The sequence below is a fragment of the Sphingomonas chungangi genome, assembly GCF_013778325.1.
In the GTDB taxonomy this organism is placed as follows: domain Bacteria; phylum Pseudomonadota; class Alphaproteobacteria; order Sphingomonadales; family Sphingomonadaceae; genus Solisphingomonas; species Solisphingomonas chungangi.
In genome coordinates, this window is sequence record NZ_JACEIB010000027.1 from 605,613 (window position 1) to 626,679 (window position 21,067).

The following is a 21,067-nucleotide window of genomic DNA, read 5'->3' on the forward strand; positions in this document are numbered from 1 at the left end:
ATCGTCATCCCTTGCTGGCTGAGGGGGCTGGCTCTGGAGCGCTCGCGGTCCACCCGCCGCCGACCGCCTGGATCAGCGCGACGCTGGCCTGAAGGCGCTGGGTGTCGAGCGCGATCGCCTGACGGCGGACGCGCAGCGCGGTCGTCTGCGCGGTGACGACGTCAAGGTAATTGACGGCGCCCTTCACGTAGCGATTGAGGGTCAGGCGCTCGGCCTGCGCCGCTTGCTGCACGGCCTGATCCTCCGCGGTTCCCTCGGCACCGAGATGATGAAGCTCTGAAAGCCCGTCCTCGACATCCTGGAAGGCCTTGAGCACCTGGCCGCGATAGTCGGCGGTCGCCTGCGCCCAACTGGCGCGCGCGACGGCGACCTGCGCACGGCGGCGTCCGCCGTCGAACAGGTTGAGCATCGCGCTCGGCCCCACCGACCAGAAGATGTTGGGGGCGGTGAACAGGCTCGGCAGGCCGGTATTCTGGAAGCCGCCCTGGCCGCTCAGCGAGATGGAGGGGAAGAACGCTGCCTTCGCCACGCCGATCTCACGATTGGCGGCGTACATGCGGCGTTCGGCGGCCGCGACGTCGGGACGGCGCTGCAGCAGGGTTGAGGGCAGGCCGACCGGCACCTCGGGAATAGCGAGATCGACTGGCTCAGGAGCGATCGTGAAGGTCGAGGCCGGCGTGCCGACCAGACTGGCGATGGCATGCTCAGTCAGCGCGCGGGCGTTGCGGACATCCTCCAGCTGGGCCTGCGCCTCGGCGAGCTCCGCGCCGGACTGGCCGGTGGCGATGCCGTTGGCGATGCCGCCCTGAAAGCGGCGACGGGTCATCGCATCGGCCTTGGAGAAGGCATCGACCGTCTTCTCCAGCAGGCCGATCTGCCGATCGTAGCCGCGCAGCGCGAAATAGCTGGTGGCGAGCTTGGCCTGGAGGCTGAGCCGGAGTTCGGCGAGATCGTCGCCGCTTGCCTGCGCCTCGGCCTTGCCGGCGGCGACCGAATTGCGCACCCGGCCCCAGAGATCGAGCTCGTAGCCGATGTCGCCGCCCACCGTGTCGGCTGGGTAGAGATCGGGCTGGTTGGCGCCGCGCAGCGGCCGGTTGTCAGACTGGCGGTTGTCGGTGATGTCCGTGCTCACCCCGATGTGCGGGAACAGGCCGGAGCGCGCCTCCGCCAGATAGGCGCGCGCCTCGTCATAGCGGCCAAGCGCGCCGGCCAGTGTCGGGTTGTCGTTGCCGATCCTTGTGGCGAGACCGTTCAGCGTCGGATCGTTGTAGAGAGTCCACCAGTCACCAGCCGCCGAGAGATCGGTCGGCGCAGCGGGCTGCCACGGCCCTGCCTCCTTGTACGCGACGGGAGCGACTGTCGCGGGCGGGTGATAGGCCGGCGCGAAGGAGCAGCCCGTGAGCGCCGTCAGCCCCGCCAGTGCGAGCAGCCGGCGCGCCTCAGCCATGATCGTTGCCGACCCGCACCAGCTCGCCCTGCGCGATCGAATCCGGGGGATTGTCGACGATCTTCGCGTTGCGGCCGAGGCCGGTGACCACCTCCACCGTGCCGCCGAGATCGCGGCCGAGCGTCACCGGCTGCATGTGAATGTGGTCGTTCGGATCGACCATCGCGACCTGCGTGCCCGCCGCGCGGAAGACGAGGCTGCTCGACGGGATCGTCACCGTGCCGGCCTGCCCAGGCACCGAAAATTTCACTTGCGCGTAGCCGCCGGGTTTCAGCACCCGACCCGGATTGTCGGCGACGAGCTGGACCTCCAGCGTGCCGGTCTGCGGATTGATCGATCCCGACGTGCCGATCACCTTGGCGTCGAAGCTGCGGCCAGGCTGATCGGGCACGCTCAGCGTCGCGTCGAGGCCGGACGCCATCGCCGCCGCATAGGCCTGCGGCACGCTCACGTAGAGGCGGATGCGGCGCACGTCAGCGATCGAGAACATCGGCTGCTGGGTGCTGGCGCCGGGGCCGACGAGATCGCCGATATCGACGTTGCGAGCCGTCACCACGCCCGCGAAGGGCGCGCGCACCGTGGCGTAGGACTTGAGCGCCATCAGCCGGCCGAGATCGGCCTCGGCACCCTGCACGGCGGCGTTCTTGGCCGCGAAATCGCCGTTCTTCTCGTCGGCTTCCTGCTCGGAGACCGAATGATCGGTGAGCAGGTCGTTCCATCGGGTTGCGGTTGATTTGGCGAGCGAGGCATCCGCCTTGGCCTTGGCCAGGGCGGCGCGTGCCTGGATGATCTGCTGGTCCAGTTCCGGCGTCTCGATCGTGCCGAGCGGCGTGCCGCCGCCAACCTCCGCGCCGATATCCTTCGACCAGCCCTGCACATAGCCGCCGACCCGCGCGTAGAGCTTGGCGGCGTTCCAGGCGGCCATGGTGCCGGGCAGTGTCAGGCCATCGGTCGCGGCGGAATCCTTGGCGTCCACGAGGTGCACAGTCGGCACCGATCGCGCGTTCGACCAGCTCTGCGCCTCGTGCGTGTCGTTGGCGCGGCTCATCGTTCCGATGACGACCACGCCGGCTGCGACGATCACGGCGGCGATGCCGGCCACCTTCAGCCCCTTCGGCGCGGCCGGGGCCTCGGCCATGGTGTCACTCTGCATAGACCAGATTCCCTTGGGGATGTTCGGGGGAGGGATCGGCCTTCCGGCCATGGTTGCGGTGGGCGATCGAGAAGACGACCGGCACGAAGACGAGCGTGGCGATGGTCGCGCAGATCAGGCCGCCGATGACGGCGCGGCCGAGCGGGGCGTTCTGCTCGCCGCCTTCGCCCAGGCCGAGCGCCATCGGCGCCATGCCGATGATCATCGCGAGCGCGGTCATCACCACCGGACGGAAGCGCGTTGCGCCGGCCTCGGCGGCGGCCTTCACGCTGTCGCCGAGTTCGGCGAGCCGGTCGCGGGCGAAGCTGGTCACCAGCACCGAATTGGCAGTGGCGACGCCCATGCACATGATCGCGCCGGTGAGCGCCGGCACCGAGAGCGGCGTGTGCGTCGCGAACAGCATCCACACGATCCCGGCGAGCGCGGCGGGCAGCGCCGAGACGATCACGGCGGGATCAACCCAGCTCTGGAAGTTCACGACGATCAGCAGGTAGATCAGCACGATCGCGCCGAGCAGGCCGAGGATCAGCCCGGTGAAGGCGGTGTTCATCGTCTCGACCTGACCGCGCAGCTTCACGGTCGCGCCCTTGGGCAGATCGCTCTTGGTCTGGTCGAGGATCTTCTGGATGTCGCCCGAGACGGCGCCGAGATCGCGCCCCTGCGTGGTCGCATAGACGTCATAGGCGGGCTGCACCGCGTAATGCGAGATCACCGCTGGCGAAGGCTCGCGGTGCATCGTGCCGAGCGCGCCGAGCACCTGGAAATCGCCGGGCTTCGATCCCGTCACCGGGATGTTCGACATGTCGGACATGGAGTCGGTGCGATATTGCGGGGTCTGGACCACGATCGGATAGGAGACGCCGTTCTTCGGGTTCAGCCAGAAAGCGGGCGCGACCTGGAAGCTGCCGGCAAGGTTGACCGCGAGGCTCTTGGTCACGTCATTCTCGGTGATGCCCAGCCGATCGGCCTGCGTGCGATCGACGTCGAAGCCCAGTTCCGGATAGTCGCTCGCCTGCTGGAGCCGGACGTCGGCGATGCCGGCGACATGGCCCATCTTCTCGACCAGCTCGTGCGCGTAGCTCTCGTTGGCCTTCACGTCGGGGCCGGTGACCATCACGTCGATCGGAGCCGGCGCGCCGAAGTTCAGGATCTGGCTGATGATGTCGGCGGGCAAGAAGGAGAAGGTCGATCCCGGGAAGGCATCGGGCAGCGCCTTGCGCAGCGCCTTCACATATCCGGCGGTCGCATGGTGATCCTTGCTGAGCGTGATCAGGATGTCGCCGTCCTGAGGGCCGACGCCGCCGGTGTTGGAATAGGCACGGTTGATGCCCGAAACCGGCAGGCCGATGTTATCGACGATCGAGACCAGTTCGTCCGGCGGGATCTGCCCGCGAATGCGATCCTCGATATGATCGAACAGCGCCGCCGTTTCTTCCAACCGCGTGCCGACCGGCGCGCGGACGTGGAGGTTGATCTGGCCGGCATCGACGGTCGGGAAGAAATTGCGGCCGAGTAGCGGGATCAGTGCGAAGGAGATCAGCACCACGCCGAGGAAGGCGGGCACGAAGACCTTGCGTCGGGCCAGCGCGAATTCGAGGATCGAGACGTAGTAGGTCCGCACCTTCTCGAATTGCTGCTCGAAGCCCTGCTGGAAGCGGCGGAACGGGTTGCGGCTCTTCGGGCGCCCCGCCATCGCGTCGTGGCTGGCGAGGATCTCGGCGGTGTGCTCGGTGGCGTGATCGCGCAGCAGGTAATTGCCCATTGTCGGCACCAAGGTGCGCGAGAGGACGAAGCTCGCGATCATCGCGAACACCACCGCCTTGGCCATCGGCGCGAACAGGAAGCCGGCGATCCCGGGCAGGAAGAACATCGGCACGAAGGCGATGCAGATGCACAGCAGCGACACGAACGCCGGGCCGACGATCTGGCGCGCACCGTCGAGGATCGCCTCGCGCACCTGCTTGCCTTGCTCCAGATGCCAGTTGATGTTCTCGATGGTGACGGTCGCGTCGTCGACGAGGATGCCGACCGCGAGCGCGAGGCCGCCCAGCGTCATGATGTTGAGCGTCTCGCCCGTCACCGAGAGCATCGCCACGGCGGCGAGGATGGCGAGCGGGATCGAGGCGGCGATGATCACCGTCGATCGCCACGATCCGAGGAACAGCAGGATCATCAGGCTGGTGAGCGTCGCGGCGATCACGCCCTCGCGCACCACGCCGGACACCGCCGCCTTCACGAACAGCGACTGGTCGGAGAGCGGCTGGACGTTCAGGCCCGCGGGCAGCGTCTCCTTCAGCTTCGGCAACAGCGCCTTCACCTGATCGACGATCGCGATGGTGGAGGCGGAGCCCGACTTCAGCACCGTCATCAGCACCGCGCGGCGGCCGTCGACACGCACCTCGTTGCGCTGGGGCGGCGAACCGTCCCGAACGTGGGCGACGTCGCGCATATAGACCGTCGTGCCGTCCACCGTCTTGATCGGCAGGTTGTTGAGCTGGTCGACCACCTCGGGCGAATTGTTGAGGCGGACGTTATATTCGTACTGGCCGATCTTCGTGGTGCCGGCCGGCACGATCTGGTTCTGCGCCGCCAGCGCCGCGCCGACGTCCGTCGCCGACAGCTTGCGCGCCTGCAGGAGATCGGGATCGAGATCGATCTGGATCTGCCGCTCCTTGCCGCCATAGGGCGAGGGGATAGCGGCGCCCTGCACCGAGGCGAGCGCGGGCCGGATGAAATTCTGCCCGAGGTCGAAGATCTTCTGCTCGGACAAGTCGCCCGAGGAGAGCGCCAGCTGCAGGATCGGCACCGTCGAGGCGTTGTAGTTCAGGATCAGCGGCGGCGTGATGCCCGGCGGCATCTGCTTCAGCACCGTCTGCGAAACCGACGTCACCTGCGCCGTCGCGGTGCGGATATCCACGCCCGGCCGGAAGAAGATCTTCACGATGCCGATGCCGTTCAGCGACTGGCTCTCGATATGATCGATGTCGTTGACGGTCGTGGAGAGCTGCCGCTCGTAATAATAGACGACGCGGCCGGCCATGTCCTGCGGCGGCAGGCCGCGATAGGTCCATACGGCCGCGATCACCGGGATCTTGATGTCCGGGAAGATGTCGGTCGCGGTTTCTTCCCAGGCGATCGAGCCCGACAGCAGTATCAGGATCGCGAGGACGACGAAGGTATAGGGCTTGCTGAGCGCAAGCTTGACGAGCTGAAGCATGGCCATCCCGATGGCGGACATTGTGCCGGTGGCGCGGGCGCGAGAGGGGGTTACGCTGCGACGCACCACCGACCCCGGCCTCATCGGCCGGGCGGCACGATCAGGCTAGTGAAATGAATTTCACGGCTGAATCGGGAATTTGGAATGGTCCGGCGCAAGGATGCGCGCGATCAGGCCGGGAGCGCTATCGTCCAGCACCAAGGTAAACTGGTGGAGATGGACTATGGCAACGACCACGCTGAGCCCCAATCCCGACCCCGGGATTTGCGCAGTAGCCTCGCCGCGATCGAAACGACGGAGCACCGACTGCCGCTGGTCTTCCGCGATGCCTGGGCCATTGTCGCGGACCTCGACCACCAGGCCCTTTTCGTCCCGCGAAACGAAAAGGCTGACCTGCCCGCCTTGAGGCGCGAACTTGATCGCATTGTCGACGAGGTTGCTGAGCGCCTCGAACATCAGGCTCTGGTCGCCGAACACGACGGCACCCGGCAGTGTCTCCAGTGCAAGCGCGATACCGCGCTCCTCCGCGAGCGGCTGGTAGAGGTCCCGGACAGAGCTCAGGAGTGGACTGAGCGGCACCTCGGCGAAGCCCGCGCGGCGGCTGCCGGCCTCGATCTCCGAGATGCGCAGCAGCGCGGTAAAACGCTCCAGCACGGTATCGAGGTCGGCGATCACGAGATCGAGCCGCTCCGCCGTGGCCAGATCGATATCTTCCTGCCGCCGCGCCCGATCGAGATGGCTGCGCATGCGTGTGAGCGGCGTGCGCAGGTCGTGCGCGATCGCGTCGGTGACCGATTTCACCTGCCCGATGACGCGGCCCACCTCGTCGACCATCGTGTTGACCGTGCCAGCCAGCAGATCGAGCTCGTCGCCGCGCCCCAGGATCGGCATGCGCTGGTCCAAATGCCCGGCGGCGATCTCGTGCGCGGTGCGCTGGAGCTGGCTGACGCGCCGCAAAGGGGCGAGGCTGAGCGCGATGGCCGTCCCGACGATCAGCAGGGCGAGGGCCAACGCGCTCACCACCAGCACGATCGTCACCCGCCAGCGCAGATCGACCAGCGGCGTGATGTCGCGGCCGATCAGCAAGATCTCGCCGGTCGGCAGGCGTTCGGCGAGCAGGCGGATCGGCCCGTGGCGGCCGGCGCGCTCGGGTATCTCGCGCGCATGGCCCGGCGTGAAGCCCGACGATCCACGCAGGTTACCGGCGATCCGCCGTCCCCTGGGATCGAGCAGCCCGTAATAGTTGAGGCCGCTGGCATTGTGAGAGATGGCGAAATTCACCTCGCTGCCCAGAGAACGCGGCGGCTTCGTCATCAGCCGCGTGGCCTCGACATGCAGGATACGATCGCTGCGTGCGTTCAGTTCGCGGGCCGAAAGCGCGTAGATCAGCACCGTCAGCATCACCACGCCGATCAGCGCCACCCCGCCGAGCAGCAGGGTCAGCCGGAACGTACTGGTATTGCGGATGTCCCGCAGGCGCAGCCGTTCGGGGGGCGTTCGGGGATGCAGCGAGGAGCGCATTGCGCCCCTATAATCAAACCGCTTCGAGACGGTAGCCTTCGCCCTTCACGGTAACGATCGCCGAGGGCTTGCCCGGACGGTCCAGCTTCTTGCGCAGACGCGCGATATGGACGTTGATCAGGTTGGCGCCGGGATCGAAATAATAGCCCCAAACCTTCTCGAAGATGATCTTGCGGCTGACAATGTCGCCGGCATGTCGCGCGAGGAATTCGAGCAGCCGCAATTCCATGTGGAGAAGACGGACGGGCTCGCCATCCACCTTCACCTTGCGGCGGATGAGATCGATGTCGATCCCGCCGACGCGCAGGATCGCCTCCTCGGCCGGCTGCTGGGCCTGACGGCGGAGCAGCACCTCGACGCGCATCGCCATCTCGTTGGACGCGAAGGGCTTTGTCATGTAGTCGTCGCCACCGGCGCGCAGGCCGGCGATGCGTTCGTCCACATCGGAGAGCGCGCTGATCATCAATACGGGCAGATGGATGCGCCGTTCGCGCAATCGCTCGACCAGCGCGAGGCCATCGATGCCGGGCAGCATGCGATCCAGCGTGATGAGATCGAAGGGCTCGCGCGTGGCCTTTTCGAGGCCCAGGTCGCCATTGTCGGCGTGGACCGTCTCGTGCCCGTGGCTGCCCAATTCCGTGACGATCTCCTGCGCCGTGGCAGCGTCGTCCTCGATCACCAATATTCGGGCCATGGTCTTTTCTTAGGCCCGGCCGCCGACACCGCAAGGCCGGCGGCCGGTAGAGAGTCAGCTGCGTACCCAGCTGCGATCGACGGAGATACCCTGCACCTGATCGCCGGCGAGGTTCAGCCGGACATTCCAGTGGACCGCATCGACATATTCGTCGCGGGTCTCGACGTCGAAATAGGTGCAGCGTTCGGACGCCGCATCGCGCTGGCGGCAGTGTGCGCCGGCGCGGGCAAGGAGCGCCTCGGCGGCGGCACGCGGCGTGCCGGCGGGGATCGCGGCGCTGATCTCGTCGACTGCGGGGGCGATGTCTGCCTGCGGCGTGTGCTCGACGATGTCGGCGGACTGGTTCGAGGGGAGCAGCGGATCGCGCGGCTGCTGATATTCGAGCGCGGCGAAGCTCAGCCCCGGCTGGGCGGCGATCGCGATGCCGGCGCAAGCGATCAAGGTCCCCGCCGAGAAGAGGGCAAGCAGATACTTCTTCATGCAAGAAGACTCCGAGAAATGGGTGCCGTCACCGGCAGTCGAGCGGACTGCCGGTGACGTATTTTCGTCGGCGAGCGGGCCGACGACCCAGTTATGGGGCCAGATCGCAAGCAGTGGGCGGGGCTTAAACCGCTTCTACTCTCTGTCCGGCCCTCTCCAGATGCGCCGCTTCTTTCGATCCGGCTAGTGAAATGAATTTCACTGCCTCCTCGCTTTCATGGCCGTGGCAGCGAACGTCCACGACCAAGCCCGGGAAACCGTCGCGAAACCCCAGCGCGAACCCGTGAAGGTGCAGGATCGCAACGACCAGACTTAGCCCGAGCCCGGTGCCGGGGACGTCGGCGGCGTTGCTGCCACGATGGAAGCGGCGGATCACGGCCTGACGCTCGGCAACGGCGATGCCGGGGCCGGTATCGCGCACCTCGATCACCGGTCCGTGCGCGTCCGTCACCAGCGCCAACGTCACCTGACCGCCTGGCGGCGTGAACTTGAGCGCATTGTCGACCAGATTGCTCAGTGCCTCGAACAGCAGTTTCTCGTCACCAGGGGCGGTCGCGCCGCCGGGAGCGTCCAACATCAGGGAGATGCCCTGATCCTCGGCCAAGGGCTCGTACAACTCCTGCATGCGCGCCAGCAGCGCGGCGAGATCGACCGGCCCGAAACCTGCCCGGCGGCGCCCCGCCTCCAGTTCCGAGATCCGCAGCAACGCCCCGAAACGCTCCAGCACTGTGTCGAGGTCGCTCGTCGCCGCGCCGATCATGCGGACGGCGGGCGCCTGCACCTCGCTCGACTGGCTCAGCCGGTAGAGCTGGCTGCGTACGCGGGTGAGCGGCGTGCGGAGGTCATGCGCGATCGCGTCGGTCACGCCCTTCACCTGCGCGATCGCGCGCTCGATCTCGTCGATCATCTGGTTCACCGTGCCGGCGAACAGATCGAGCTCGTCGCCGCGCCCGGCGAGCGGCATGCGCGCCTCCATGTCGCCGGCCGAGATCGTCTCGATCGCGCGCTGCAGGTCGCGCACCCGCCGCAGTGGCGCGAGGCTGAGCAGGAAGCCGCAGACCAGCACCGCGATCGCGGTGATCAGCCCGCTGGCGATCAGGATCATCAGCACCTGCCGCCGCAGGTCGACCACCGGCGAGATGTCCCGGCCGATCAGCAATGTCTCCTGCGTCGGTGTCTCCACCGCGAGCAGCCGCACCGGCTTGCCATCGCCGGCCATGCGCTCCACCGGCGTGTCGTACGGCGGCATATCGCCCACGCGGATGTTGCCGGCGACATGATCGCCGTCGATCGATCGCAGCTCGAAATAGTTGAGCCCGCTGGCGCTGCGCGCGATCTCGCCGCGAATGCGATCTGGCAGGGCGTCGGCGGGCGTCCGCTCCAGCATCGTGGCTTCCAGCCGCAGGATGCGATCGCTGCGCCGCGTGAGCTCGCGCGCCGAAAGCCCGTAGATGAGCCAAAGCAGGACGGTCACGCCCAGCAGGAACACCATGCCGAACAGCAGGGTCAGCCGGAACGTGCTGGTGTTGCGGATATCCCGGATGCGCAGCCGATCAGCCAGCATCGGATTCGACAGATATCATGGCAAACTCGGAGGGCTCTGCGCCTGAACACAGTTCATCGCGCGTGAACCGCCCTCACGCGTTTGGATATTTGGGTAGTATTACTCGTAAGCTTTGCAAAGTGAAATTAATTTCACTTCGATATATCCTATGTATTCGATGGTTCGACTCCAAATGTAACACAATAGTCACGCGATCTTCCTAGCGGCGCCTTGCGGGTTCCAACCTACCAAGGGGCAACACATCATGAAGATCCGTACTGCGCTGCTGGCGACCGCCGCGGCGAACATGCTTATCGCCGGTGCGGCCGATGCCGCCACGCACAAGAAGGCGCATCGCGCTGCCACCTCCTCCAATGCCGCGCTGCTGGCGCAGGTGAAGGCACTCCAGTCCGAGGTGGAAAGCCTGCGTGGCGAAGTGGAGACGCAGCGGAACGCGCAGACTGTGACCGCCGCGCGCGTCGACACCACCGAAAGCGCGCTCCAGACGACCCAGACCCAGGTCCAGGCCGTACAGCAGCAGGTCGCCGCGACTCCGCCGGTCACCAAGGATCAGGTGAACTCCCAGATCGCGAGCGCGATCGACAAGGAGCATCACAACGACAAGTTCTACTTCAAGGGCATCACCATCCAGCCCGGCGGTTTCCTCGAACTGTCGGATATCTATCGCAGCCGCTTCCAGGGTGACGATATCGCGTCGAGCTTCAACGTGCCCTTCCCGGGCCAGAGCCACGCATCGCACACGTCCGAGAACCGCTTCTCGGCCCGCCAGAGCCGCGTCTCGCTGCTCGCGCAGGGGGCGCCGAACGCCCACACCAAGCTCGCCATGTACGGCGAGTTCGATTTCCAGGGTGGCGCGCAGACGTCCAACTCCAACCAGTCGAACAGCTACGTGCCGCGCATCCGCAACCTCTACGGCACGGTGGACTGGGACGAGGGCAGCTACGGCCTGCACGTGCTGGCGGGCCAGAACTGGTCGCTGCTGACGATGCAGAGCAAGGGCATCACGCCGCGCTCCGAAGTCACGCCGCCGCAGATCGACGCGCAGTACGTTCCCGGCTTCGCCTGGGCGCGCCAGCCCGGCATCCGCCTGGTCGGCGATTTCATGGATCACCACCTGTGGCTCGGCGTCTCGGCCGAAAATCCGCAGACCACCTTCGGCGGCAGCGGCCTGCCTGGGACCGTCGTGTCCGTGGTCAGTGGACAGGGCAGCAGCCAGTCCACCTCGAACCAGGTCAACCCGGCGGGCGGCTTCCAGCAATTCTACAACGGCGTCGGCTCATCGCTGTCGCTCAACCACACCCCGGACTTCATCGGCAAGGTTGCCTATGAGGACAAGATCGCAGGTCACACGGTCCACATCGAGGGCTTCGGCATCTACCGCACCTTCTCGACCCATCTCGACGGCACCTCGACCAACCGGGATGCCCATGCCTTCGGTTATGGCGGCAGCATCGCGCTCAACATCGTGCCGAAGGTCCTCGACGTGCAACTCTCCGGCATCGGCGGTCGCGGCATCGGCCGCTACGGCTCGGCCGGCCTGCCTGACGTGACGGCGGACGCGGAGGGTAACCTGCATCCGCTCAAGGAGTTCATGCTGCTTGCCGGCGGCACGCTCCATGCCACGCCGCAGCTCGACATCTACGCCTTCGCGGGCGAGGAGCAGGAGCGGCGCCAGCTTTACGACGGCGGCACCAAGGGCCTCGGCGTGCTGAACGCGGACAATTCGGGCTGCTTCGTCGAAGCCCCGACCACCGCGACGGCGTTCGGCTGCGCCGGCAACACCCGCCGCATCCGCCAGCTGACGGCCGGTGCCTGGGACAAGATCTACAACGGCTCGTTCGGCCGCGCCCAGATCGGCTTCCAGTGGAGCTATACGCAGCGCCAGCTGTTCGACGGCACAGGCGCGGGCGACGACCTCCCGGCCTATGCGGGCATGCCGCAGACACACAACAACATGGCGTTCGTGACCTTCCGTTACTATCCGTTCTGATCGGATAAACGCCCGGATGCCCCAGGCATCCGGGCGACCATTCTACCAATGATGATCTTCCTACCAACAGTCGCTCACGATCTCGGCGAAAAGCATGGCCCGTAAAATTGCGCGTGATGCCGATCACGGATGGTCGCGCGCGGAACTCTCTTCGCGAAGCGTTGCTACACCACGCCAAGGACATCTCGGCTCAGCTCGTGGCACAGGCCGAACTCGAAGCGGCCAGGAAGCGCTGCGCCAAAGTCAGGAGATAGAGGCGATAGCGAGCCTCACGGGCGGCGTCGCACACGACGGCCTGCGCCCAGACCTGCTCGTCACCGATCATCTCATGCCGGGCATGAACGGCGCCCAGTTGATCCGCGAACTCGGTTCGCTCGTACCGGATCCGCCTTCGCTCATCGTGTCGGGCTATGCTGAAGCGGAGTGTCTCGACCCCGAACTCCTACGATTGACCAAGCCGTTCCGGAAAGACGAACTCGCGGCAATCCTCGCACCATTGTCCGCGCGGCGGTCCTGATCTCGGAGCATTTCCGCGAAACCTGCCGGATGCAAGGCCACGTTCAGCGATTGACCCATGCGGCCGATTTGCTGAACGCCTCGGAGACAGGCGCGGCGTCGATTGAACACTCCTTGGCTGGAGTTACGGGAACAGATCCTCGATGCCACGGGCGATGTCGTGCGCCTTATAGGACTCATCGCCGCCAAGCGGCGCTCGGCCGCGTGTGCATCCTCACAATTTGGCAAGATATTCTTCCAGAAGGCGCACCTGAGAGCCAGCCTCTTAATTACGCGCACAGTTGACGCGCTGATTTATCGGTCGATCCCGATCTGGGTCTTTACCATCGTTTACCTGCTAATCTTCATTCTTTGGCTGTGTTTCGGCTCATCCCGCCAGGCCGCTTCGACCGGGGCTAGCGCCGTCCCTGGCGCTCTTTGGGTCAGGGCCTTACGCGGCCATCTGCTGCAGAGCAGACTTCAGGCGCTTCATGTCGAACGGCTTCGGTATGAAGATCACCCGCGCCGGCAGGTCGATACCTTCGGGAAGCGCTTTGCCCGATGTCACGATGACCTCGATCGGCGGCCAGCGGTCGCGGATGGCGGCCGCGAGCTTGAGCCCGTCCATCCCACCCGGCATGTCGACGTCGGTGAAGACCAGGCGAATGTCGTGGCGAGCTTCGAGGATGGCGATCGCCTCGTTCGCGTCGGATGCCTCGATCGCCTCGAACCCGCCTTCCTCGACGATGTCGACCGCCATCATCCTCAGAATGGGCTCGTCCTCGACGACGAGCACGATCGCCTTATGCCGCCTCGATGATGGCATCGCGCAATTCCTTTTTGCTATTCGGCATTTGCGCGATCCAGTGGAACGGAGAAGTGGGCTTCGAAGCCCGAAGGAAGATAACGGGTGGTTGTGCCGCCTGTTCCTAGCAAACCCATCCTTATAAGTCGGGAGCCAAATCCCTTGCGGCTCGGCTCGGTGGCCCCGGGGCCGCCGACTTCGCGCCAATCCATCCTGAACATCGCATCCGTGCCCACGCCATCCACCCGCCAGTCCAGAGCGACAAGGCCACCCTCGACGGACAGGGATCCATATTTCACGGCGTTGGTGGAGAGTTCGTGAAGCAGCAGCGACAGAGCCAGGGCAGCGCGCGGACCGAAGGAGACTGCCGGCCCCTGTGCCCGGATCCGATCGGCCACACCGATGGCGGTGAGCACCCGCTCGACGACCCCGCCGACCCATGCAGCCGACCAGTGATCCTGCAGCAGAACGTCGTGCGCCGAGCTGAGCGCCATCAGCCGCTGATCGAGCGCCTCGACGGCGTCTCGATCATCGACGCCCTTCAGCGTCTGGGCGGCGATCGCCTGGACCATCGCCAGCATGTTCTTCATGCGGTGGCTGAGTTCGAGATTGAGGACATTGCGCTGCTCCTCCGCCTCGAGTTGGGCGATGGTCGCGTAGGTTCGATCCGCAACGCCGTGGGCGAAGCCGATCTCACCACTGGTCCACGCCCGCGACTGTCCGGCATGGACGAAGAGCACGCCCTTCAGATCCTCACGGACGACAAGCGGCACGTTGATCAGTGCCTTCGCGCCGAACGAGGCGTAGGAGTTCCGGTCATCCCCCAGCCAGTCCGCGGCGGGCACGTTGGCGATGGACATCGTCACGTCCGAGGCCAGTCGCGCCAGCGTATGGGCGAAACCGGCGAGTGCATGTGTGCCGACAAGCGACGGAACGCCCGGCGCCGTCCAGTCGCGCGCGATCGCGAAGGTGCCAGCCGCCTGGTCGATGGTCGCGTAGCCGACACGATCGGCGTCGATCTCGCGACCGAGGATGGCGGACGCCAGCGCGATGGTGTCCGCAATGTTTTCCGCGTCGCGCAATCGGTCGCCGAGTTCGAGTAGGGCGGAGACGCGCTGCGCGTCCTGCCGCCGCTCGGTCACGTCGTGTACCGTGCCGAACATTTTGACGACGCGACCGTTCTCGCGCACGAAGCTCGCACGCCGCGCGATCCAGCGGATCTGTCCGTCGCTGGCACGCCTTATCCGGTATTCGACGTCGGGCGCGGCCGATCCGTCGGAGCGGTTGCGGCGAACCGAATGTCCAGGCGTCTCGTCGGCGACCATGTTCGCCTCGATCTCCTCGAAGCTGTAGGTTGGCGACACCGGCAGGCCGAATATCCGGCAGAACTGGGGCGACACGACAGCGATATCCGTCGCCACGTCCAGCTCGAATGTTCCAATCCGCCCCGCCTCCTGGGCAGCCGTCGACCGCTCGTCCCGTTCTTCGGCGAGGTTTCTGGCCTCCTCGCTCTCGAGGGCGCGGGCGCTCGCTTCGTCGCCGAGACGGAGATAGGTGACGATCGAGGCGTCGCGCTCCTCCACCGCCTGCCGCATCTCGATCAGATGCGTGACCTGCCGGGCAAGCGAGACGAGGCCGCGAAGCTGGGCATCCGTCAGACCTTCGGGCCGCGGAACGGTATCGATCACGCACAGCGTCCCGAGCGCATGCCCGTCCCGCGTGACGAGTTGCGCCCCCGCATAGAAACGGATGCGGGGATCGTTGGTCACCAGCGGATTGGCGGCCGTGCGCGGGTCCAGCGCGAGATCGGGGATGACCAGCGGTTCAGCCTGCCTGATCGCGATCGCACAGACCGCCTGATCGACCGGCGTTTCGGATACGTTGAGTCCGAGACAGGCCTTGAACCACTGCCGCTCGGAATCGACGAGGCTGACGAGGGCGATCGGCACGGCGCAGAAAGCCGAGGCGGCTTCGACGATGTCGTCGAACGCCTTTTCGGGAGGCGTATCGAGAATGCCGTAGCTCTGCAGAGCCAGGAGACGTGGATCGGCCACATCCGACTTATGAACGCGTGTAGAATCAACCATGTCGAGATTGGCTACCGATTTCCCCCGGCTGGAATTGGACTAACTTCCGACACTTGGCAACGGATCCGAGCGGAATAGAAAAACGCGATCCCTGTGGCAGACGTATCGAAGGACGGTGCTTCACGCCCATGTCGAAGCGGAGCCGGATCGATCGGTTCGCCGACACAGGCTTTTATGAAGCACCCAATCGCAAGGAACTCTTCCTTCCCCAGAGCCGTCTCGCTCTGATGACTGGAATCAACCTGATCCTCAAAGGCCTGGTTCTCGCGGCAGCCATGGCGTGGAAGACCGGCTGGAGCCTCGTGCTGGGCTTCACTGTGTCGGCCGTCCTGCAATCGATCGTCGCGCCGCAGGCGCTGCGCGAAAAGCTGGGGTCGAACCATCTTAGGCCGGTCGCCATCGCCACCCTTGCCGGTGCGGCCAGTTCGAGCTGTTCCTATGCATCCGCCGCCATCATGCGGACTCTCTTCAAGAAGGGCGCCGCGCTCGGGCCAAGCCTGGCCTTCCTCGTGGCGTCCACCAATCTCGTGCTGGAGCTGGGCGTGATCCTGTGGCTGCTGCTCGGCTGGCGGTTCATGCTCGCGGAGTGGCTGGGCGGTCTGGTGCTGATCGCGATCATGGTGCCGCTGTCACGCGCTTTCGTCTCTCAGCGCCTCATAGAAGCCGCGCGCGATCACGAAGAGGCCGGACGCGGGCACGACCATGGCGCGATGACCCTGTCGGGCGAGACATGGCGAGACCGCCTGCGCGATCCCAAGGCGCTGAACGTCATCGCGGCCGCGTTCGCCATGGACTGGCGAATGCTCTGGAAGGACCTTGTCGCCGGTTTCCTGATCGCTGGAATGCTGTCGGCCGTCGTGCCGGGCGACCTCTGGCGGACCCTGTTCCTGTCGGGCCTGCCGGAGGGATGGCGCGTGTTCGCGGAGGCGCTGATCGGGCCACTGGTCGCCATCCTCACTTTCGTCTGCTCGATCGGCAACGTGCCGCTTGCGGCGACCTTGTGGGGTGGCGGCGTCGGCTTCGTCGGCGTGCTCGCCTTCCTCTATGCCGATCTCATCGTGCTGCCGCTGATCGACGCCTATCGGCGCTATTTCGGCCTGAAGATGGCGTTGGCAATTGCTGCGACGCTGTATGTCTCGATGGTTGTCGCAGCGCTGGTCATGGGCGGGGTGTTCGACCTCACCGGGCTGACGCCGAAGCCTGTAGCAGGCGTCCAAGCCACGTTGGCGACGTTCGCATTCGACTACAGTTTCTATCTCAACGTCATCGCCGCCCTTCTGGCAGGATGGCTGTTCTGGAAAGCACGCCCGGCACCGATGCACGATCATTCCCACCACGGTCACACAGCGGCATGATGCGCGTTCGCTCTCCCCTGTCAGTCCGCGACGACGCCTGATGAACCACGTAAACGTCGTCACGCTGGGGCTGCTCTTGTTCGTGGCCTGCGTCGTCGCGATCGTCACGCGACGGATCGGACTGCCGTACACGATCGGACTGGTCGTCGCGGGCATCGGCCTCAGCGTCGCCGGCTATCGCAGCAATATCGAGCTGACGCCGGAGCTGATCTTCACCTTCCTGCTCCCGCCGCTCGTGTTCGAAGCGGCCCTTCACCTCAAGTGGCGGCGGTTTCGCGAGGAAGCGTCGCTCGTCCTCAGCCTCGCCTTCGGGGGGACGTTGCTCTCCGCAGCGGTCGTGGCAGCGGGCATGCACTGGCTGGTCGGATGGGGGTGGCTCGCCTCGCTGCTGTTCGGCTCGCTCATCGCCGCGACCGATCCCGTGTCGGTCGTCGCGATGATGAAGGAGCAGGACGCCGAGCCCCGACTGCGCTTCGTCATGGAGGCCGAGAGCCTGCTGAATGACGGCGCGGCGGCGGTGCTGTTCGGATTGTGCGTAGCCGCCGCGGCGGGAGCCTCGACGAGCGCCGGCACGATCGCGCTCAGCTTCGCCGTGACCGTCGTGGGCGGCATCCTGTGCGGCGTGGTCGTGGCGGGCGGCTTGCTTCTCGTGGCGGGGCGGGCGGACGATCATCTCGTCGAGCTGACGCTGACGGTGCTGGCCGCCTATGGCTCCTTCCTGATCGCCGAGGCGATCGGTGTCTCACCCGTGCTCGCCACGCTCGCGGCGGGCATGCTGGTCGGCAATATCGGCCCCGCGCGGACACTGACCGAGCGTGGTGGCGAGGCGCTGATCCGCTTCTGGGACTTCGCAGCATTCCTTGCCAACTCGGTGATCTTCCTGCTGATCGGAAGCCGCGAGGCCGAACAGTCCCTGTTCGCCATCCTGTGGCCGGCGGCGATCGCGACGCTCCTCGTCCTGGCCGGACGTGCAGCCGCGATCTTCCCCATTGCCGGCCTGTTCGCGCGCAGCCGTGCCGCGATCGACGGGCTGACCGGCGCGATCCTCTTCTGGGGTGGCTTGCGCGGCGCGCTCGCTCTCGCACTAGCCCTGGCCATACCGACCACGCTGCCGGAGCATGACGTCCTGATCGGCGTTGCCTTCGCGGTCGTGGCGTTCTCGATCTTCATCCAGGGCGCCACGATGCCGTTTCTGCTGCGCAAGGCGAAAGCACGTTCCGGAGATCCGCAATGACCCGATGGCAATGGGCGCTTCGCCTTCTCACCCGCCGCATGTGGTTCCGTTCGGCCCTGTTCTGCGTGTTCGCCGTGGTGCTCGCGCTCGCAGGCGCGCTCATCGGCCACGCCATCTCCTACGATTTCGCGAGCAAGATCGGCGCCAAGTCGGTCGACAACATCCTGAACGTGCTCGCATCGAGCATGCTGGCGGTGACCACTTTCTCGCTCACCGCAATGGTGTCGGCATATTCCGGGGCGACGAGCAACATCACGCCCCGCGCCGTCCAGCTTCTGATCGAGGACAGCACGGCACAGAACGCGCTCGCGACATTCCTCGGCAGTTTCCTGTTCGCGATCGTCGGGATCATCGCTCTGTCCACCGGGCTCTACGGCGAGACGGGTCGAGTCATCCTCTACGCCGGCACGATCCTCGTCATCGTGGTGATCGTGGTGACGTTCGTGCGGTGGATCGAGCATATCGCCCGCTTCGGGCGAGTGTCGGACACGATCGAACGGGTCGAGCGCGCGGCGATGGGCGCGGTCCATGGCATGGCGCAGCGCCCCCGCTTCGGGCCGCGTGAGCGGATTGCCATCCCCGATAGCGCCACGAAGATCCACCATACCGGGATCGGCCGCGTCACCTATGTCGATCTCGCGCAGCTTGCCGACGTCGCCGAGGATGCTGGCGCCGAGATCAACCCCGTCGCGCTTCCCGGAACGCTCGTCGATCCGGCGCGCCTGCTCGCCTGGACGACCGCGACACTCGACGACAAGCAGGTACAGAGCATCCGCGACGCCTTCACGATCGAGCACAACCGCACCTTCGATCACGATCCGCGCTTCGGCCTCGTCGTGCTCTCGGAGATCGCCTCGCGCGCGCTGTCCCCCGCCGTCAACGATCCGGGGACCGCGATCGCAGTCATCGAGGCCGGCACGCGCGTGATGGCCAGGATCTTGCGCCACAAGCCCGATCCGGATCGCTCGCCGCCTGCGGGCGTCAATGTCCCGCCCTTTGCCCTGCCGGACCTGCTGGAGGACCTGTACCGGCCGATTGCAAGAGACGGCGCAGGCACAATCGAGGTGGGCGTGCGACTCCAGAAGGCGCTCGCCGCGCTTCAGCACATCGATGAGGGGGCTCGAGCGGATTGTGCAGCGGTCGCCACCGACGCGCTCAGCCGCGCCCACCCAGCATTCGACAGCGCGGCCGACGCTGAGCGTCTTGCCAGGATCCACGCGAGATATTGGCCGGCTGGCGGGTGACGCGCACCGAAGCATGACAAACAGGCAATGTCGGTTCGGCGCGCAACTCCGCGCTGGTGCCAAGCGCTTGGCCAGCGAAGGAGAATTCAGTGTTCGACAATAGCATAGCGATCGTCACAGGCGCGGAATCGGGCATCGGGGCCGCTTGCGCCAAGGCGCTGGGTGAAGCCGGCGCGCGCGTCGTCGCGACCTATTTCAAGGATGCGGATGCCGCAGCGGCTGTGTGTCGGTCGATCGGAGACGAAGCGCGCGCGATACCGGTCCAGACGGATGTCGGCGATGAAGCCTCCGTCGCGCGTCTCTTCGAGGCTGCCGAGAAGTCGTTCGGCACTGCCTCTCTCCTCGTCAATTCCGCCGGGCTCAACATGAGCGGCGTCAACCTCGTCGACATGCAGTTCGCGCAGTTCGATCGGGTGATCCGATCCGACCTCTACGGCCCGTTCCTGACCTGCCGCGCGCTGGTGAGAGCCTTGGAAGCGAAGGGGATGAAGGGGCGGATCGTCAACATCTCCTCGATCCATGAGAAGGCGCCACGACCCGGCGGCGTCGATTACGACTCCGCCAAGGGCGGCCTGTCGCAGCTGACGGCGACGCTGGCGCTCGAACTCGCCCCCAAGGGCATCGCCGTGAACGGCGTCGCGCCCGGCATGATCCTGACGCCGATGAACCAGTCCGCGATCGACGATCCGCAGGAACTGAAGACCAAGCAGGAGGCCATCCCGTGGGGGCGCGCAGGCAGACCGGACGAGGTTGCCGAGCTGGTCAAATTCCTGCTGTCGCCGGTGGCCGACTACATCACGGGAACCACGGTGACGATCGACGGTGCCCTCTCCCTCACCGTGGCCCAGGGCGCCTGACATGCCGACCTACGCGGTGGAGCGGCTCGACACGGTGATCGTCTCGAAGGGATCGCCGATCGACGGCATGGACCTCATGAGCCCCTTCGTCTGGAAGGAGGGCGCGATCTATCGCGCGATGATCCGCGGTGTCCCCGATCCGCTCGGCCCCACCGATCCGACGGGCCTCGTCGCCGGAGGAACCAGTACGGACGGGTTGAACTTCACGCTCGACCAAAGGCTTGCGATCATGCCGACTCCCGGGTCGGACGATGCCGGCGGATGCGAGGACCCGACCGTCCTCAAGACGGGCGACGGCTATCTTGTCTATTACACCGGCGTCGATGCGGAGCGGAAGCAGGGTTGCATGATCCTCGCTTCCGGCACGGATCTGGGTTCGCTCCAGAAGAAGGATGTGGTCCTCAAAGCGCCGCCCAATGAAGGAAACTTCAAGGAAGCGACGCTCGCTCAGACCTCGGCGGGCGATTGGCGGCTCTTCTACGAATATGCGGCCGAAGATGCCTCTCGCATCGGCTGGGCGTCGAGCCCAAACCCCGAAGGCCCATGGACCGTATTGCCAGACCCCTTCGGCATCCGCGACGACAGCTGGGATAACTGGCACCTCTCGACCGGACCGATGACCCAAATCGACGGCCGCGACCCGGTGATGTTTTACAATGGCGCCACGCACGACGCCCGATGGCGCATCGGGTGGATCAGTTTCGATCCGGCATTCACGCGTGTCACGGGACGCGGCCTCGAGCCGCTTCTCCTGCCCCCGCCCGCCAGGGATCGGTCCGCGACAGACATCGCTTTCGCCGCCTCGACGATCATCGAAGGCGAGATGATCGCACTCTATTACTCACTGGAGGACCGCATCCTGAGGCGGGCCATGATCCGGCATTATCGCTGACGAGCATCATGAACGGGAGAGCAATCGGCCGG

General features: G+C 65.9%; 16 protein-coding genes. 7 read left to right on the forward strand and 9 right to left on the reverse strand.

What is annotated here, in order from left to right; translation table 11 throughout:
* Positions 1-4 precede the first annotated feature (4 nt).
* From HZF05_RS20785 to HZF05_RS20815, 7 genes are all read right to left on the reverse strand, one after another.
* Positions 5-1,447 carry an efflux transporter outer membrane subunit gene (locus HZF05_RS20785; protein ID WP_160364367.1) on the reverse strand — a complete coding sequence of 481 codons (1,443 nt, stop codon included), beginning with the start codon at positions 1,445-1,447 and terminating at the stop codon, positions 5-7.
* Positions 1,440-2,600, reverse strand: coding sequence for an efflux RND transporter periplasmic adaptor subunit (locus HZF05_RS20790; protein WP_246332111.1), 1,161 nt, complete (start codon positions 2,598-2,600; stop codon positions 1,440-1,442). The genes HZF05_RS20785 and HZF05_RS20790 overlap by 8 nt, the downstream gene beginning before the upstream one ends.
* Positions 2,590-5,817, reverse strand: a complete 3,228-nt coding sequence (locus HZF05_RS20795) for an efflux RND transporter permease subunit (RefSeq protein ID WP_160364368.1) — start codon at positions 5,815-5,817, stop codon at positions 2,590-2,592. The genes HZF05_RS20790 and HZF05_RS20795 overlap by 11 nt, the downstream gene beginning before the upstream one ends.
* A gap of 120 nt (positions 5,818-5,937) precedes the next feature.
* Positions 5,938-7,338 (reverse strand): sensor histidine kinase, encoded by a 1,401-nt coding sequence (locus tag HZF05_RS20800; protein WP_160364369.1) that lies wholly within the window; start codon positions 7,336-7,338, stop codon positions 5,938-5,940.
* A gap of 13 nt (positions 7,339-7,351) precedes the next feature.
* The gene (locus tag HZF05_RS20805) at positions 7,352-8,032 is read right to left on the reverse strand and encodes a response regulator transcription factor (protein ID WP_160364370.1); all 681 of its coding nucleotides are present in this window, start codon (positions 8,030-8,032) and stop codon (positions 7,352-7,354) included.
* A 54-nt stretch (positions 8,033-8,086) separates the two neighbouring features.
* Entirely contained in the window at positions 8,087-8,512 is a 426-nt protein-coding gene (locus HZF05_RS20810) for a hypothetical protein (protein ID WP_160364371.1), read from the reverse strand.
* Positions 8,513-8,636: 124 nt separating this feature from the next.
* A complete protein-coding gene (locus tag HZF05_RS20815; protein ID WP_160364372.1) occupies positions 8,637-10,076 on the reverse strand; it encodes a sensor histidine kinase in 1,440 nt (479 codons plus the stop codon).
* Between the two features lie 244 nt (positions 10,077-10,320).
* Between HZF05_RS20815 and HZF05_RS20820 the strand changes: the two genes are divergently transcribed.
* Both HZF05_RS20820 and HZF05_RS20825 read left to right on the forward strand, forming a co-directional pair.
* The gene (locus tag HZF05_RS20820; RefSeq protein WP_160364373.1) at positions 10,321-12,066 is read left to right on the forward strand and encodes a hypothetical protein; all 1,746 of its coding nucleotides are present in this window, start codon (positions 10,321-10,323) and stop codon (positions 12,064-12,066) included.
* A gap of 94 nt (positions 12,067-12,160) precedes the next feature.
* Positions 12,161-12,583, forward strand: a complete 423-nt coding sequence (locus HZF05_RS20825; RefSeq protein WP_160364374.1) for a response regulator — start codon at positions 12,161-12,163, stop codon at positions 12,581-12,583.
* A gap of 429 nt (positions 12,584-13,012) precedes the next feature.
* Here HZF05_RS20825 and HZF05_RS20830 read toward each other — a convergent pair whose 3' ends face one another.
* Positions 13,013-13,387 (reverse strand): response regulator, encoded by a 375-nt coding sequence (locus tag HZF05_RS20830; RefSeq protein WP_160364375.1) that lies wholly within the window; start codon positions 13,385-13,387, stop codon positions 13,013-13,015.
* A 17-nt stretch (positions 13,388-13,404) separates the two neighbouring features.
* Positions 13,405-15,420, reverse strand: coding sequence for a GAF domain-containing protein (locus HZF05_RS20835; protein WP_160364376.1), 2,016 nt, complete (start codon positions 15,418-15,420; stop codon positions 13,405-13,407).
* A 161-nt stretch (positions 15,421-15,581) separates the two neighbouring features.
* Between HZF05_RS20835 and HZF05_RS20840 the strand changes: the two genes are divergently transcribed.
* The 5 genes from HZF05_RS20840 to HZF05_RS20860 all read left to right on the forward strand — a co-directional run bounded on the left by HZF05_RS20840 (position 15,582) and on the right by HZF05_RS20860 (position 21,035).
* Positions 15,582-16,808, forward strand: coding sequence for a permease (locus HZF05_RS20840; RefSeq protein ID WP_181638931.1), 1,227 nt, complete (start codon positions 15,582-15,584; stop codon positions 16,806-16,808).
* A 40-nt stretch (positions 16,809-16,848) separates the two neighbouring features.
* On the forward strand, positions 16,849-18,042 hold the full coding sequence (locus HZF05_RS20845; RefSeq protein WP_160364378.1) for a cation:proton antiporter: 1,194 nt from the start codon (positions 16,849-16,851) through the stop codon (positions 18,040-18,042).
* Complete coding sequence (locus tag HZF05_RS20850) at positions 18,039-19,286, forward strand: DUF2254 domain-containing protein (RefSeq protein ID WP_246332113.1); 1,248 nt, start codon at positions 18,039-18,041, stop codon at positions 19,284-19,286. Before HZF05_RS20845 ends, HZF05_RS20850 begins: the two co-directional genes overlap by 4 nt.
* Before the next feature lie 89 nt (positions 19,287-19,375).
* Entirely contained in the window at positions 19,376-20,143 is a 768-nt protein-coding gene (locus HZF05_RS20855; protein ID WP_160364379.1) for an SDR family oxidoreductase, read from the forward strand.
* A gap of 1 nt (position 20,144) precedes the next feature.
* The gene (locus HZF05_RS20860) at positions 20,145-21,035 is read left to right on the forward strand and encodes a glycoside hydrolase family protein (RefSeq protein WP_160364380.1); all 891 of its coding nucleotides are present in this window, start codon (positions 20,145-20,147) and stop codon (positions 21,033-21,035) included.
* The last annotated feature ends 32 nt before the right edge of the window (positions 21,036-21,067 follow it).

Excerpts from the sequence above, each read along its gene's own strand:
- HZF05_RS20785 (WP_160364367.1), bottom strand. The coding sequence starts at position 1,447 with ATGGCTGAGGCGCGCCGGCTGCTCGCACTGGCGGGGCTGACGGCGCTC.
- HZF05_RS20790 (WP_246332111.1), bottom strand. The coding sequence starts at position 2,600 with ATGCAGAGTGACACCATGGCCGAGGCCCCGGCCGCGCCGAAGGGGCTG.
- HZF05_RS20795 (WP_160364368.1), bottom strand. The coding sequence starts at position 5,817 with ATGCTTCAGCTCGTCAAGCTTGCGCTCAGCAAGCCCTATACCTTCGTC.
- HZF05_RS20800 (WP_160364369.1), bottom strand. The coding sequence starts at position 7,338 with ATGCGCTCCTCGCTGCATCCCCGAACGCCCCCCGAACGGCTGCGCCTG.
- HZF05_RS20805 (WP_160364370.1), bottom strand. The coding sequence starts at position 8,032 with ATGGCCCGAATATTGGTGATCGAGGACGACGCTGCCACGGCGCAGGAG.
- HZF05_RS20810 (WP_160364371.1), bottom strand. The coding sequence starts at position 8,512 with ATGAAGAAGTATCTGCTTGCCCTCTTCTCGGCGGGGACCTTGATCGCT.
- HZF05_RS20815 (WP_160364372.1), bottom strand. The coding sequence starts at position 10,076 with ATGCTGGCTGATCGGCTGCGCATCCGGGATATCCGCAACACCAGCACG.
- HZF05_RS20820 (WP_160364373.1), top strand. The coding sequence starts at position 10,321 with ATGAAGATCCGTACTGCGCTGCTGGCGACCGCCGCGGCGAACATGCTT.
- HZF05_RS20825 (WP_160364374.1), top strand. The coding sequence starts at position 12,161 with ATGGCCCGTAAAATTGCGCGTGATGCCGATCACGGATGGTCGCGCGCG.
- HZF05_RS20830 (WP_160364375.1), bottom strand. The coding sequence starts at position 13,387 with ATGCCATCATCGAGGCGGCATAAGGCGATCGTGCTCGTCGTCGAGGAC.
- HZF05_RS20840 (WP_181638931.1), top strand. The coding sequence starts at position 15,582 with ATGTCGAAGCGGAGCCGGATCGATCGGTTCGCCGACACAGGCTTTTAT.
- HZF05_RS20845 (WP_160364378.1), top strand. The coding sequence starts at position 16,849 with ATGAACCACGTAAACGTCGTCACGCTGGGGCTGCTCTTGTTCGTGGCC.
- HZF05_RS20850 (WP_246332113.1), top strand. The coding sequence starts at position 18,039 with ATGACCCGATGGCAATGGGCGCTTCGCCTTCTCACCCGCCGCATGTGG.
- HZF05_RS20860 (WP_160364380.1), top strand. The coding sequence starts at position 20,145 with ATGCCGACCTACGCGGTGGAGCGGCTCGACACGGTGATCGTCTCGAAG.